Here is a 14,533-nt window from a genome sequence, read left to right as displayed (position 1 = left end):
CGACCTGTCCCGCCTCATCCCGATCAGCTTTTGCGCCTTGCAAATAGGTCTGGCAGCGGCGGCGATGTACATCCTGTGCTCGGCGGACGTGCTACACCAGGGCTCGGTGTATTTCCACTAGTAAAATGACAAAGCCGGACAAGCAGCGCTTGTCCGGCTTTGTCCTGCATGCCACCGCAATAGACTAGCGGCGGCCGTGGTAGCGGCCATGCCCGCCCCAGCCGCCGCGGTGTCCACCGTAGCGCCCAAAGCCAAACATGAAGTCCAGCCCGATCGTCACAGGTGGATTGTAATAATACGGTTGCGGCGCATACACGGGCGCCGGCACATACACGGGCTGCTGCACGTAGACAGGCTGTTGCTGCACATATACGGGCTCATTCGTGTATTCCACGCGCGGCGCGCTCATCACGCGGCCCGACTGCACCGGCTCGGACGAGACCGTATGCCATTCATAGGGATTGTAGGCCCCCTGTGGCGCGCGCGAACCGTAATACGCGGGGCCGGGCGGCGCCACGGCACAGCCACCCAGGGCGGCCAGCGAAATTACTGCCAACAGGGTTTTCATCGCAATTCTCCTAATGTGTACTACTTAATTAAGTACTATAAGAAATTACGTGGTGCTTTGCTGCGCTTTTACCGATTGTTACACCCCGACGCACGCCGCAACATAAAATGTGGCAAAGCCGCCACAAGCGGCCCACGCCGCATGTTTCCTCAAATAAACGGAATCGCGCACGTATCGATGGCCTTGCCGGCCGCATCGTAGCGCTGCACGCACACCTGGTAGCGCACGCCGTAATCAAGCTCGACCTGCTCGACCTTTCCATACTTCAATTTCCAGCTGGGCTGTACCTGTTGCCGCCCCGTCAGCGCGGCCACATCCTGGGGAATCGCCATCGCCGTTTGCGTCTCGCCCTGGCGCGCATCCTGGCGCCGCGCCACGTCGATCGACACATTTACAGCCAGGTCGACGCCGCCGTCCGCATAGCTCAGCGTGGGCGCGCCGCGCTGCGCCCGCATCACGCCCCAGGCGCAAGGCTTGCCGGCCTCGCATTGCTTCAGCTGCGCCAGCGGAAAATATTCAGGGGCAATCTTGCCATTCTTGATGGGCCAGCTGGTGCGCACGCCGTCGCGCTTGCCCGTCAGGGGATTGTCCCAGCTCAGGCTATTGACGACGGCGACGGTCTGCCCCGCCTGCAAGCCCACGGGCGTGCCCAGCGATGCGCAGGCGGAAAGCAACAAACCGGTGGCGGCCAGGGAAGAAAGTGTCAGGATGCGCTGCATGATAGGCCTCTTGTAGTGGGAGATCCCGAAGATATGTTTCGAGGGTAACAGAATCGGCGGCAACAGTGCCGTTGGCTGGCGCACATAACACTACGGGCGGCACCCTTGCAGGCGCCGCCCGTAGCGGATACGGCCATGCCGGGAGCTCGGCTCCCGGCGATACGTGGATCAGTCCAGTTTCCAGGCGTAATCGACCTTGGTCCAGGTTTGCGCCGCGGCGCCATCCTTGGTGCCCGGCTTGAACTTGCACGCGGACAGGGCCTTGATGGCGGCCTTGTCCAGGTTCTTGAAGCCGCTGCTCTTCTCGACTTTCGAATCGGCAACGGTACCATCGGCATTGACCAGGAAGGACATCGACACGGTGCCCTGCTCTTCGTTCATCAGCGAGGCTTTCGGATAGTCGGCCTTGCAGTTCTTGGCATCGAACGACGCCGGCACCTCGGCCGCGAAGGCGGCGGAAGAAACGGACACCAGCAAGGCTGCTGCAACACTCATCAAACGCTTATTCTCAAACATGTGCTTCCCCATGATTATTATCAAATACGGTAGTTACAACTTCCTGTGCGCTGTTGGCCGCGCTTAAAACTCTTCCCACTCGTCATTGCTGCCGGCGCCTGCCGCCTTGCGTGGCGCCGCAGCCGCCACGGGAGCGGCCGCTTCCGTCTTGCGCGTCAACGACTTCACCGGGCGCAATGCCGGCGCCGGCTTGCGCACGGCCACCGGTGCGGCGGCCACGGGTGCCGGCACATATGCCGCCGGCTTCTCTTCGCCTTCGACCAGTTTGAAGATGCTGACCACGTGGGCCAGTTCGGCCGCCTGGTCCTGCAGGCTTTGCGCCGCGGCGGCTGCCTGCTCCACCAGGGCCGCATTTTGCTGCGTCATGCCATCCATCTCGATGATCGACAGGTTGACCTGTTCGATGCCGGCGCTTTGTTCCTGGCTGGCACTGGCGATCTCGCTCATGATGTCGGTCACGCGGCGCACGCTGTCGACCACTTCGCCCATCGTCACGCCGGCCTGGCCGACCAGACGCGTACCGCGTTCCGTCTTCTCGGCCGAGTCGTCGATAAGGATCTTGATTTCCTTCGCGGCGCCAGCGGAACGCTGGGCCAGGTTGCGCACTTCCGACGCCACCACGGCAAAGCCGCGGCCTTGCTCGCCGGCACGGGCCGCTTCCACGGCCGCGTTCAGCGCCAGGATGTTGGTCTGGAAGGCGATGCCATCGATCACGCCAATGATGTCGACAATCTTCTTCGCCGACTCATTGATCGAGCTCATGGTGTCGACCACTTGCGACACCACGGAGCCGCCCTTGATGGCGACATCCGAAGCGGTCGCGGCCAGCTTGTTGGCTTCGCGCGCATTGTCCGCATTCTGTTTCACGGTCGAGGTCAGTTCTTCCATGGCCGACGCTGTTTTTTCCAGCGCGCTGGCCTGCATTTCCGTCCGCGACGACAGGTCGATATTGCCGTCGGCAATTTCACGCGAGGCCGTGCCGATGGTTTCCGTACCGACGCGCACCTGGCCGACGATGCCCACCAGGCTGTTGCGCATTTCCTTCATTTCCGCCAGCAGGCTGGACGTGTCGGAAGGCTGCGTGTGGATGCCGATCGACAGGTCGCCATTGGCGATGCTGCCGGCGATCGATGCCGTGTAGTCAGGCTCGCCGCCCAGCTGTTTCAGCAAGCCGCGGGTAATCACCAGTGCCGCCGCCACGCCCATCGCCACGGCCAGTACGCCGAGGATGATCATGAAGAGGCGCGCGCTGTCGAAGGCCTTGCGGGCGTCCGCTTGCATCTGCTCGTTGAGCTTGTCTTCCAGCACGGCCAGCTGCTCCAGCGCTTCCATCCATTTTTTCTGTACCGGGCGGATTTCCTTGATCATCACGCGCGTGGCGCCTTCCGCATCGTTGGCCATCCACAGTGCGGATGCCTTGGCGATGGCCGGCATGGCGGCCGCTTCGTATTCCTTGATCGAGGCCAGCAGGGCTTTTTCTTCAGGAGTCGACTCGACGGCGAATTTCTCTTCGAGCTTCTTCTGCGTTTCCTGATAGGTGCTCGTCTGCGTCTTGATACGCGCCATTTCCGGCTCCATATCGCCCGCGTCGGTCATCAGGGTCAGGATGCGCAGCGAGGTGATGCGGTCGCTGACGTTGCCACGCATGTCGATCACCAGGCGGGTGACGACGTTGTTGACATTGATCACGTGATCGAGACGTTCCTGGATTTGCGCCATGCGCGCGATGCCGAGAACGGTCACGGCCACCAGCAGAACCAGTACCAGGGCGAAACCCAGGCCCAGGCGGGTACCAACCTTCATTTTTGCTAAATTCATTTCGGCTCTTCGTAAATGAAACTATTGATAAGGATTTTTGCCCGGCACGACAAAACGAAGGCTGCGCAACACCGGCATCCGCCCTTACCCATTGGTATGCTGGCGGTATCCGGCCGCACGCAGCCCGGGGTACTTCCTGGTCTTTCTGCAGCCCTGGAAATGCCAGTGACTGCGAATGCAAACTTGTTCCGCACGCTGAATTTTTGACACCGTTGATGTGAGATCAACATCAAACATTCATATGAGAAATATTTGTCTATAATCAATTATAGGTGTAAATTTTGCCTCAAAGCAAGCAATATGTACCCGAATAAATGGCTGATTAACTTTCTTCGGGGAAATGGCAACAACGCCGTTTCTTGCCTCTTAGAAATGCCCCACGACAGTGCGGGCATGCGCCGAAACAGCGCATTTACAACACATGGCATAGTCATATGACATCGTTTTGGGAGGGGGACTCAGAGGAAGGGGAAGTGCGGACAATACCAGTGCGAAGTAGCACCGGTATAGACAAGTTGACTCAGCTGTCCCAGCTGCAATGCATCACATAGGCGTGGCACTCTGTACCGAAGACAAAGACGCTCCAGATGGCGCCCAATTGACCGGCCCGGCTGCGCTGGCCAGACGATACCAGTTGATACCAGTTCGGCTCGCTGCCCAGCAGTTCGGCCAGTTCGCGCTCGAAACCGTCATATAAACGGGCGTCGAGCGGCTGGCGGTCCGCCTCGCTCGTCGGATGCAGGCGCTCGAGCAGCCACTGGCGCGGCGTGCACAAGGCGCCGCTGCACACAACCGTTTCGAGCGGCTGCAGGCGCAAGCCGTCGGGCGTCACATCCAGCGCGCGGCACAGTGCATCGAACGATGCCTGCGGCGGCCATGGCCCCAGATACGTGCAGAGCAAGTCGCTGCCGTCATTCTTGAGCGCGCTGACGGCTTGCAAATAACCGTCGATGTGGCGCGCATGGCCGTGGAAATCGTCCATTACGCAGGCAGCGACAAGCGCGCCGCCGCTTCCAGCAGCAAACGCGGATCGCCCGAGGCCAGCTTCTTGGAATCGGACAGGGTCTGGCGGAAGCCGCGCGCGCCAGGCAGGTTTTGCATCAGGCCCAGCATGTGGCGCGTGACGCTGTTCAGTTTTAATCTTCCCGCTTCCTTTTCCAGCTGCGCGCTGATATACGGAATCATCGCTTCGAGCACCTGTTCGCGCGTTTTCACGGGCGCATCGTCGCCGTAATAGCGCTGGTCGAACTGCGCCATCACATACGGGTTGTGATACGCCTCGCGGCCCAGCATCACGCCATCGAGGTGCTGCAAGTGCAGGTCGATTTCATCGAGCGTCTTGATGCCGCCATTGATGATGAACTCGAACTGGGGAAAGTCGCGCTTCAGGCGGTAGGCATAATCGTATTTCAGGGGCGGCACTTCGCGGTTTTCCTTCGGGCTCAGGCCTTTCAGGATGGCATTGCGCGCATGCACGATAAACGTCTTGCAGCCGGCGTCGGCCACGGTACCGACGAAATCGCGCACGAAGTCATACGACTCGCTGTCATCGATGCCGATGCGGTGTTTCACCGTGACGTCGATATCGACCACGTCGCGCATGGCTTTAACGCAGTCCGCCACCAGTTGCGGCTCGGCCATCAGGCAGGCGCCGAATGCGCCCTTCTGCACGCGCTCGGACGGGCAGCCGCAGTTCAGGTTGACCTCGTCGTAGCCCCATTGCTGGCCCAGCTTGGCGCTCGTGGCCAGGTCTTTCGGATCGCTGCCGCCCAGCTGCAGCGCCACCGGATGCTCTTCCTCGTTGAAGCGCAAATGGCGCTCCACGTCGCCGTAGACCAGCGCGCCCGTCGTCACCATCTCGGTGTACAGCCAGGTGTGGCGCGTGATTTCGCGGTGGAACTTGCGGCAATGGCGGTCGGTCCAGTCCATCATCGGGGCGACGGACAGGCGGCGGGAAGGCAAAGAAGAGGAAGTCATGGTGTCTACAAAAAACAGGAGCTGCAAATGACAAACCCGCTGCGCGCCTCACCGGTGAAGGAAAGGCGGAGCAACGGGCTTGAGCGTGGCATGGCCCGCAGGCCATGCGCTACAACAGATTACGAATCGCGCGACGCTTTTTTACGCTCGTGCTCTTTCAGGAAGCGCTTGCGCAGACGGATCGATTTAGGCGTGATTTCCACCAGTTCGTCGTCCTCGATGAATTCGACTGCGTATTCCAGCGACATCTGAATTGGCGGTACCAGGCGCACCGCTTCGTCGGTACCCGACGAACGCACGTTGGTCAGCTGCTTGCCCTTGATCGGGTTGACGACCAGGTCGTTGTCGCGCGAGTGGATACCGATGACCATGCCTTCGTAGACTGGGTCATTGTGCGATACGAACATGCGGCCGCGGTCTTGCAGTTTCCAGATAGCGTAGGCAACAGCGGCGCCGTCATCTTGCGAGATCAGCACGCCGTTACGACGGCCGGCCATTTCGCCACGGGTGTTGTCGACTGGCGCGTATTCATGGAATACGTGGCTCATCAGGCCGGTGCCGCGGGTCAGGGTCATGAATTCGCCCTGGAAGCCGATCAGGCCACGCGCCGGGATCAGGTACTCGAGACGCACGCGGCCCTTGCCATCCGATTCCATGTTTTGCAGGTCGCCACGACGACGGCCCAGTTCTTCCATGACGCCGCCCTGGTTGACTTCTTCAACGTCAACGGACAGGTTTTCAAACGGCTCGTGGCGCACGCCATCAACCATTTTGAAGACCACGCGTGGACGCGATACGGCCAGCTCGAAGCCTTCGCGACGCATGTTTTCGATCAGAATCGTCAGGTGCAGCTCGCCGCGGCCCGATACTTCGAAGATCGTGTCGTCGTCGGTTGGTGCCACGCGCAGAGCAACGTTGGCTTTCAATTCTTTTTCCAGACGGTCACGCAGTTGACGCGAGGTAACGAACTTGCCTTCGCGGCCAGCCAGCGGCGAGTTGTTGACCATGAAGTTCATGGTCAGGGTAGGCTCGTCGACGGTCAGCATCGGCAGCGCTTCCGGGGTGTCCAGTGCGCACAGGGTCGAACCGATGCCGATTTCGTCGATACCGTTGATCAGGCAGATGTCGCCGGCGACAGCTTCGTCAACCAGCACGCGCTCCAGGCCCTTGAAGTTCAGCACCTGGTTGATGCGGCCCTTGATCGGGGTCGCGCCTGGGCCATTGATGACCAGCACGTCTTGACCGACTTTGACGGTACCGCGGTTGACGCGGCCAATGCCGATCTTGCCGACGTACGACGAGTAGTCCAGCGAGGTGATCTGCATTTGCAGCGGGCCTTCAGGATTGTCGTCGCGTACTGGAACGTGTTCCAGGATGGCGTCGAACATCGGCTTCATGTCGCCGCCGCGCACGTCTTCGGTCAGGCCGGCATAGCCGTTCAAGCCCGAAGCGTAAATGATAGGGAAATCCAGTTGTTCGTCGGTAGCGCCCAGCTTGTCGAACAGTTCGAACGTCTGGTTGATGGCCCAGTCCGGACGTGCGCCTGGACGGTCGATCTTGTTGACGATAACGATAGGCTTCAGACCCAGTGCCAGCGCTTTGCGCGTGACGAAACGGGTTTGCGGCATCGGGCCTTCCTGTGCATCGATCAGCAGCAGAACCGAGTCCACCATCGACAGAACACGTTCCACTTCGCCGCCGAAGTCGGCGTGGCCTGGGGTGTCGACGATGTTGATGTGGGTGCCTTCGTACTCAACGGCGCAGTTCTTCGACAGAATCGTAATGCCGCGCTCCTTTTCCAGGTCGTTCGAGTCCATGACTCGGGTGTCGACCGCTTGGTTTTCACGGAAGGTGCCGGACTGGCGCAGCAGCTGATCCACCAGCGTGGTTTTGCCGTGGTCAACGTGGGCGATAATGGCGATATTACGAATTGCGCGTTTTGTATTTGACATGGTCGTAGTAGTTACTGAAAAACTGCGGAGTGCGTACAAGGTGTACGAGATACCCGAATGCTAATCTATTTCCGGAACCGCGTAGTATAGCATGTTGCGTTGCAACGCTATCTAAAAATGCTGGCGGCTCCCGCAGTCGGGGACGATTTGTTTAAAAAAGCGACACTGGTTCAAGAGTGTCGCTGGGTAATGTGACGTTGCTGTGACTTATTGGTGTGCCGTGGCAATGAGACGCTCCGGTGCCAGGATGCTGTATTCCTGCAACTGGCCCGTGCCCAGCAGCTTGCTGTCGTGATACACGCGTACCCTGCCCGGCTCGGCTGGCACGGCGACGTCTTCCTTGCCCAGCGCGATGCGCTGGCCATGCAGGAAACGCTTGGCCAATTCTTCCGTCAGCTGGACGGCCGGGAAACTCGACAGCAAGGCATCGACGGGCGCAAGCAAACTCAACGGCGCGGCATGCGCCGTCAGTTCTTCAAGCGTGACGACGCCGTCAAGGGTCAGGTTGCCCACGTGCGTGCGGCGCAAGGCGTTCAGATGGCCGCCGCAACCGAGGGCATGGCCGATGTCTTCGCCCAGCACGCGGATATACGTGCCCTTGCTGCACATCACGGACAATTTCAGGAACGGGGCTTTATAGCCGAGGAACTCGAGCTTGTGAATGGTCACCGGGCGCGCTTCGCGCTCCAGGGTGATGCCCGCCCTTGCATACTCATATAGGGGCTTGCCGTCCCTTTTCAAGGCCGAGTACATGGGTGGCGTCTGCAGGATAGGCCCGCGGAACTGCGCCAGCACCGCTTCGATCTGCTCTTCGGTGACGTTGACGTCGCGCGTTTCCAGTACGTCGCCTTCCGTATCGCCCGTATCCGTCGTCTGCCCCAGGTGCACCAGGGTTTCGTAGGTTTTATCGGCTTCCAGCAAGTCCTGCGAGAACTTCGTCGCTTCGCCAAAGCACAGCGGCAGCAAGCCCGTGGCGAACGGATCCAGCGTGCCCGTATGGCCCGCTTTTTTCGCGTTCAGGACGCGCTTGGCCTTGATCAGGGCGTCATTGCTGGACCAGCCCACAGGCTTATCCAACAGCAAGACGCCGTCGACCAGGTCGCGCACCCGCTTGATGCCGGGCGGTTTCTTCGGACCCGCCACTGTTATTGCTCGTCCGCTTCTGGTTTGACATCCGGCTCGGCGTCGGCCGCGCGCGTGGCGTTGGCCTTGTCGATCAGGAGCGACATTTCCATGCCGCGCGAGGTCGAGCTGTCGTGCACGAAATGCAGCATCGGCAGGGTGTGGATATGCAGGCGCTTGCCCAGCAAGCCGCGGATGAAGCCAGACGCGGCCATCAGGCCTTCGGTGGTGTTCTTGATGGCTTCCTTGCTGTCTTTCAACATCGTGAAAAACACCTTGGCGTGCGCGTAATCGGGCGTGATCTGCACTTCGGTGATGGTGATCATCGTGCCGACGCGCGGATCCTTCAATTCGTAGGCGACGATTTCAGCCAGATCGCGCTGGATCTGGTCGGCCACGCGCAAGCCGCGCGCTGGCATGGTTTTGCTATGTTTAGCCATGATTTTATGCTGTCCTAAGTGCCGCAGGGCGCATGGGTCAAACGGTTGCCCGTTGACCAATGCGCCCCACGTGTTTGCGCGGACATCACTATGTCCGCGCCATTGCTTCTGTGATTACAGGGTACGAGCGATTTCCTGGACTTCGAACACTTCCAGCGTGTCGCCAACCTGAATGTCGTTGTAGTTCTTCAGCGACAGGCCGCACTCCAGACCGGCGCGAACTTCTTTCGCATCGTCCTTGAAGCGTTTCAGGGAGTCGATCTCGCCGCTCCACACCACGATGTTGTTGCGCAACAGGCGGACGGAAGAAGCACGCTTGACCACGCCATCGGTGACCAGGCAACCGGCAATCGCGCCCACTTTCGAGACCAGGATAACCTGGCGGATCTCGACCTGGCCGATGACGGTTTCGCGTTTCTCTGGTGCCAACATGCCCGACAACGCCGATTTGATCTCGTCGATCGCATCGTAAATGATGTTGTAGTAGCGAATGTCCACGCCATTCGACTCGGCCAGCTTGCGTGCCTGGGCATCAGCACGGGCGTTAAAGCCGATGATGACCGCTTTCGAGGCGACTGCCAGGTTGACGTCCGATTCCGTGATGCCGCCGACGGCTGCGTGCACAACTTGTACGCGCACTTCGGAGGTCGACAGTTTCTGCAGCGAACCGACCAGCGCCTCTTGCGAACCTTGCACGTCGGTTTTGATGATCAATGGCAAGTTTTTCACTTCGCCTTCGGCCATCTGGTCGAACATGTTTTCCAGTTTCGCAGCTTGCTGTTTCGCCAGTTTCACGTCGCGGAACTTACCTTGACGGAACAGACCGATTTCACGCGCTTTGCGCTCGTCAGCCATGACGACGACTTCTTCACCGGCAACCGGCACTTCCGTCAAACCCTGGATTTCGACCGGAATCGAAGGACCCGCTTCAGCGATCGACTTGCCGTTCTCGTCCAGCATGGCGCGAACACGGCCATACGAAGAGCCAGCCAGAATCACGTCGCCGCGTTTCAGGGTACCGGACTGCACCAGGATCGTCGCGACAGGACCACGGCCCTTGTCCAGACGCGCCTCGACTACCAGGCCGCGCGCAGGCGCATCGACCGGTGCCGTCAGCTCCAGCACTTCGGCTTGCAACAGCACTTGTTCCAGCAGGTCGTCGATACCTTGACCCGTTTTCGCCGACACCGGCACGAATGGCGATTCGCCACCGTATTCTTCCGGCACGACTTGTTCTGCGACCAGTTCCTGCGTCACGCGGTCCACGTTGCCGCCCGGTTTGTCGACCTTGTTGATCGCCACCACCAGCGGTACGCCGGCTGCTTTCGCATGGGCAATCGCTTCTTTCGTTTGCGGCATCACGCCATCGTCGGCGGCAACCACCAGAATGACGATGTCGGTTGCCTTGGCGCCACGGGCACGCATCGCGGTAAACGCTTCGTGGCCCGGGGTGTCGAGGAAGGTGATCATGCCGCGTGGCGTATCGACGTGGTAAGCGCCGATATGCTGCGTAATGCCACCGGCTTCGCCGGATGCAACCTTGGCGCGACGGATGTAATCGAGCAAAGAGGTCTTACCATGGTCGACGTGACCCATGACGGTGACCACCGGTGCGCGTGGCTTGGTTTCGAAGTGCGCGTGTTCGCCCACATCGGCCAGCAGCGCTTCAGGATCGTCCAGTTCGGCGGCGAACGCCTTGTGACCCATTTCTTCCACCAGAATCATGGCGGTTTCCTGGTCCAGCACCTGGTTGATCGTGCACATCTGGCCCAATTTCATCAAATGCTTGATGACTTCGGATGCCTTGACGGACATTTTGTGCGCCAGTTCGGCCACGGTGATCGTTTCCGGTACGTGCACGTCTTTGACGACGGCTTCCGTAGGAGCCTGGAAGTTCGATTCACGGTCGTCATGGTGCGTCGGGCGACGGCCCTTCGCGCCACCGCGCCAGCTGTCACGGCCGCCTGGGCCGCTATTGCCGCGTGGCTTGGGACCACCGGTGGTGCCGCGTTTTTTCGCGTCATCGGACCAGGTGGACGACACATTGGCCGACTTGATCGATTTCTTGTCTGCAACAGCAGGCTTCTTGTCGCCCGGCTTGTCGCCAGGTTTCTTGTCAGCAGGCTTGTGCAGGGTGCCTTCCGGCGCCTTCGGCTTGACTGGAACCGGTACGGGTTCCGGTGCCTTGATGGCGCGGCGTGGCGCGTTCATCATGGCCTTGATCTGGGCAACTTCATCGGCAACGGCCTTGCGTGCACGCTCGGTGGCTTCCGCTTTGTCAGCGGCTTCCTTGGCGGCAACAGCAGCGGCAGCCGCTTTCTTCTTCGCTTCTTCAGCAGCAGCAGCTTTTTTCGCTTCGGCGGCGGCGTCGTCAACGACAGGCGCAGCGGCGCTGGCGGCAGGCGCGGCAGCAGCTTTGGCGGCCGCTTTCTTCGCTTCCGCTTCAGCTTCTTTCTTCGCAGCCAGTTCAGCCTGTTGCGTGGCTTTCGCCTGGGCTTCTTTTTCCGCGTCGAGCTTGGCCAGACGTTCTTGCTTTTCGCGCAGATCGGCTTCCTGGCGGGCGATCAGTTCAGCCTGTTTACGGGCTTCTTCTTCACGGCGCGCCACGTCGGCGGGATCGATCACCGGTGCGGCAGGCGCGACCGGTTCTGCCGCGACCGGCGCAGCTTCGTCACGCTGGACGAAAGTGCGTTTCTTGCGCACTTCCACCTGGATGGTGCGCGATTTGCCGGTGGCGTCAGCTTGCTTGATCTCAGTCGTTTCCTTGCGGGTCACGGTGATTTTTTTCTTTTCTGTGTCAGCCGCTGCGCCGTGTGTGCGGCGCAGATGATCCAAAAGCTTGTCCTTATCATCTTTCGACAATGGATCTGACGTCGAACTTTTCTCGACGCCGGCAGAACGCAGCTGCGTCAGCAGCAAATCTGCAGGCATCTTCAGTTCGGTGGCAAATTGGGCTACGTTGTTACTCGCCATTCAGTCCTCTTTTCTATGTGTCGCGGAGATGATAAAGATACTCAAATTAAGCCTTTGCGGATTCGGCCAGACTCCATGCCTTGGCTTGCAACGCCTTGGCACGATCGTCGTATTTCGAGTCAACCAACTTCATCTCATCGTCGGTCACATCTTTAAATTCACTTGTAATCAGTTCACGCGCACGGTCCGCAGACAAGGCCAGGATTGCGCCAAATTCGTCGTATGCCAGTGCTGCAAATGCTTCAACGGTCTTGATACCAGCCAGACCCAGCTTGCCGGCGGTAATGCGGTCCATGCCTTCCAGACCCACCAACGCCTCGTCCATGCCTTCCAGACCCTCTTCCGAAGCAATCGCTTCGGTAACGAGCGCATCACGCGCACGGGTACGGAGTTCATTGACGGTATCTTCGTCAAACGATTCGATTTCCAGCATTTCGGAAATTGGCACGTAAGCGATTTCTTCCAGACTGGCGAAACCTTCTTCCACCAGAATATCGGCCACTTCCTGGTCGACATCGAGCTTTTCCATGAACAGGATGCGCACGGCAGCCGTTTCCTGGGCAGCTTTGTCAGCCGATTCTTCGGCCGTCATGATGTTGATCTTCCAGCCGGTCAGGTCCGAGGCCAGGCGCACGTTCTGGCCGGAACGGCCAATCGCGATTGCCAGGTTTTCTTCGTCCACGACGACATCCATCGCGTGTTTTTCTTCATCGACCATGATCGACGACACGTTCGCCGGCGCCAGGGCGCCGATGACGAACTGCGCCGGATCTTCCGACCACAGCACGATGTCGACACGTTCGCCACCGAGTTCGCCGGTCACGGCCTGCACGCGCGAACCGCGCATGCCGACGCAAGTACCGATCGGGTCGATGCGCTTGTCGGCCGTGTAGACGGCGATCTTGGCGCGCACGCCGGCATCGCGGGCTGCGGATTTGATTTCCAGCATGCCTTGCTCGATTTCCGGCACTTCCAGTTCGAACAGCTTCATGATGAATTCCGGCGCGGTGCGCGACAGAATCACTTGCGGGCCGCGCATGTTGCGGTCGATACGCAAGATGAAGGCACGCACACGGTCGCCGATACGCAGATTCTCTTTCGGGATCATCTGGTCGCGTGGCAGACGCGCTTCGATCTTGCCCGATTCGACGATGGCGTCGCCGCGTTCCATGCGCTTGATGGTGCCGGTGACGAGCGAATCGCCGCGTTCCAGGAAGTCGACGAGGATCTGTTCGCGTTCGGCGTCACGTACACGCTGCAGGACGACCTGTTTAGTATCCTGGGCGAAACGGCGGCCGAATTCGACGGATTCGATCGGTTCTTCGATGTGGTCATCGACTTCGATATCGGAAATCTGTTCTTTTGCCTCGAAATGCAGGATCTCCTGATCCGGCAATTGCAGGCCCGCTTCATCGGGCACGACGTGCCAGCGGCGGAACGATTCGAATTCGCCCGTTTCGCGGTCGATCGAAACGCGGATGTCTACCTCACCCTCATACCGTTTCTTCGTGGCTTGCGCCAACGCGAATTCGAGGGCGCCGAAGACGACATCTTTATCGACGTTTTTTTCGCGCGCCAGCGCGTCAACCAATAATAAAACTTCGCGGCTCATGCTTTGCGTCCCTTAAAAACCACCTGCGGCACCAAGCGTGCCTTATCCACATCGGCGAGCGTAAACTCCAACATCGCCGGACCATCCTTACCTTCAAATTCCAACGACAATTTATCGCCCACGGGTTCTTGCAGAATCCCCTGGAACGATTTCCGGTTGTTCGTACCCGGCATCGCCACAGTCAGCTTGACGATGATTTCCTGGCCTGCGAAACGGACGAAGTCTTCCAGCTTGCGCACCGGACGATCGAGACCCGGGGAAGAAATCTCGAGACGCTCGTAAGGAACGTTCTCTACCGTCAACACATGCGATAACTGGTGACTCACCGTGGCACAGTCTTCGACCGTGATCGGACCTTTTTCAGCGGCATCGGCGGCGCTGAAATCAATAAAGACGCGCAGCAGTCCGCGCTCGGCACGTTCGACATCAACGAGCTCATAGCCCAGACCAGTAACTGTCTTTTCAATTAATCCCAACTGCTGCAAGAAATTCTCCAGAAATAAGGCCCGTTTTCGGCATGACAGCACAGCAATGAGCGCCGACACCATGCAAAAACACGCATTCAAGTCATATATGGCCCCTTGCGGAGCCATTACAAACGGTTCAACAAAAAAAAAATGGGCATCTGCCCATCTTCTTGTATTTCCCCAACCAGATGAAAGCACTCCCCACCAAACAACCCTGCGGAGAACTTTTATTAGGCTGCAGATTATAACCTCTTATTAACTTCGCCGCAATGCCGCACACGAGGAGCGGCCCGGCTTACAACAGTTACAAGAGCGCGCACCCGCGGCAGATCGGCGGGCGCGCAAGAAGAAACTCTTCCCGATTAACCT

At 59.3% G+C, this 14,533-nt stretch carries 12 protein-coding genes; all 12 read right to left on the bottom strand.

All coding sequences use genetic code 11. The features are described from left to right. Positions 1-184 precede the first annotated feature (184 nt). Entirely contained in the window at positions 185-568 is a 384-nt protein-coding gene (locus ASN89_RS21465; protein ID WP_034782540.1) for a hypothetical protein, read from the bottom strand. Between the two features lie 149 nt (positions 569-717). Beyond that, a complete protein-coding gene (locus ASN89_RS21460) occupies positions 718-1,287 on the bottom strand; it encodes a hypothetical protein (RefSeq protein WP_058050696.1) in 570 nt (189 codons plus the stop codon). Between the two features lie 168 nt (positions 1,288-1,455). Then, on the bottom strand, positions 1,456-1,803 hold the full coding sequence (locus tag ASN89_RS21455; RefSeq protein ID WP_046685644.1) for an energy transducer TonB: 348 nt from the start codon (positions 1,801-1,803) through the stop codon (positions 1,456-1,458). Between the two features lie 63 nt (positions 1,804-1,866). After that, complete coding sequence (locus ASN89_RS21450; protein WP_058050695.1) at positions 1,867-3,606, bottom strand: methyl-accepting chemotaxis protein; 1,740 nt, start codon at positions 3,604-3,606, stop codon at positions 1,867-1,869. Positions 3,607-4,141: 535 nt separating this feature from the next. Beyond that, on the bottom strand, positions 4,142-4,603 hold the full coding sequence (locus ASN89_RS21445) for a hypothetical protein (protein ID WP_058050694.1): 462 nt from the start codon (positions 4,601-4,603) through the stop codon (positions 4,142-4,144). Further along, positions 4,603-5,598 (bottom strand): tRNA dihydrouridine(20/20a) synthase DusA, encoded by a 996-nt coding sequence (gene dusA / locus ASN89_RS21440; RefSeq protein WP_034782593.1) that lies wholly within the window; start codon positions 5,596-5,598, stop codon positions 4,603-4,605. The genes ASN89_RS21445 and dusA overlap by 1 nt, the downstream gene beginning before the upstream one ends. 119 nt (positions 5,599-5,717) lie before the next feature. Continuing rightward, positions 5,718-7,550, bottom strand: coding sequence for a translational GTPase TypA (gene typA, locus ASN89_RS21435; protein ID WP_034760139.1), 1,833 nt, complete (start codon positions 7,548-7,550; stop codon positions 5,718-5,720). Positions 7,551-7,757: 207 nt separating this feature from the next. Continuing rightward, entirely contained in the window at positions 7,758-8,693 is a 936-nt protein-coding gene (gene truB, locus ASN89_RS21430; RefSeq protein WP_058050693.1) for a tRNA pseudouridine(55) synthase TruB, read from the bottom strand. Positions 8,694-8,695: 2 nt separating this feature from the next. Continuing rightward, a complete protein-coding gene (gene rbfA / locus ASN89_RS21425) occupies positions 8,696-9,112 on the bottom strand; it encodes a 30S ribosome-binding factor RbfA (RefSeq protein WP_035825200.1) in 417 nt (138 codons plus the stop codon). A 114-nt stretch (positions 9,113-9,226) separates the two neighbouring features. Next, positions 9,227-12,085, bottom strand: coding sequence for a translation initiation factor IF-2 (gene infB / locus ASN89_RS21420; protein ID WP_034760145.1), 2,859 nt, complete (start codon positions 12,083-12,085; stop codon positions 9,227-9,229). Positions 12,086-12,131: 46 nt separating this feature from the next. Further along, entirely contained in the window at positions 12,132-13,697 is a 1,566-nt protein-coding gene (gene nusA / locus ASN89_RS21415) for a transcription termination factor NusA (RefSeq protein WP_034782529.1), read from the bottom strand. Beyond that, the gene (gene rimP, locus ASN89_RS21410) at positions 13,694-14,182 is read right to left on the bottom strand and encodes a ribosome maturation factor RimP (protein WP_034760462.1); all 489 of its coding nucleotides are present in this window, start codon (positions 14,180-14,182) and stop codon (positions 13,694-13,696) included. Before rimP ends, nusA begins: the two co-directional genes overlap by 4 nt. Between the last annotated feature and the right edge of the window lie 351 nt (positions 14,183-14,533).

Source organism: Janthinobacterium sp. Ant5-2-1, assembly GCF_001445815.1.
Taxonomy (GTDB): domain Bacteria; phylum Pseudomonadota; class Gammaproteobacteria; order Burkholderiales; family Burkholderiaceae_D; genus Janthinobacterium; species Janthinobacterium lividum_E.
This window is presented reverse-complemented; position numbering and strand designations above follow the sequence as displayed.

Bases quoted from the DNA above. Each gene is read 5' to 3' on its own strand.
- ASN89_RS21465 (WP_034782540.1), bottom strand. From the start codon at position 568: ATGAAAACCCTGTTGGCAGTAATTTCGCTGGCCGCCCTGGGTGGCTGT.
- ASN89_RS21460 (WP_058050696.1), bottom strand. From the start codon at position 1,287: ATGCAGCGCATCCTGACACTTTCTTCCCTGGCCGCCACCGGTTTGTTG.
- ASN89_RS21455 (WP_046685644.1), bottom strand. From the start codon at position 1,803: ATGTTTGAGAATAAGCGTTTGATGAGTGTTGCAGCAGCCTTGCTGGTG.
- ASN89_RS21450 (WP_058050695.1), bottom strand. From the start codon at position 3,606: ATGAAGGTTGGTACCCGCCTGGGCCTGGGTTTCGCCCTGGTACTGGTT.
- ASN89_RS21445 (WP_058050694.1), bottom strand. From the start codon at position 4,603: ATGGACGATTTCCACGGCCATGCGCGCCACATCGACGGTTATTTGCAA.
- dusA (WP_034782593.1), bottom strand. From the start codon at position 5,598: ATGACTTCCTCTTCTTTGCCTTCCCGCCGCCTGTCCGTCGCCCCGATG.
- typA (WP_034760139.1), bottom strand. From the start codon at position 7,550: ATGTCAAATACAAAACGCGCAATTCGTAATATCGCCATTATCGCCCAC.
- rbfA (WP_035825200.1), bottom strand. From the start codon at position 9,112: ATGGCTAAACATAGCAAAACCATGCCAGCGCGCGGCTTGCGCGTGGCC.
- infB (WP_034760145.1), bottom strand. From the start codon at position 12,085: ATGGCGAGTAACAACGTAGCCCAATTTGCCACCGAACTGAAGATGCCT.
- nusA (WP_034782529.1), bottom strand. From the start codon at position 13,697: ATGAGCCGCGAAGTTTTATTATTGGTTGACGCGCTGGCGCGCGAAAAA.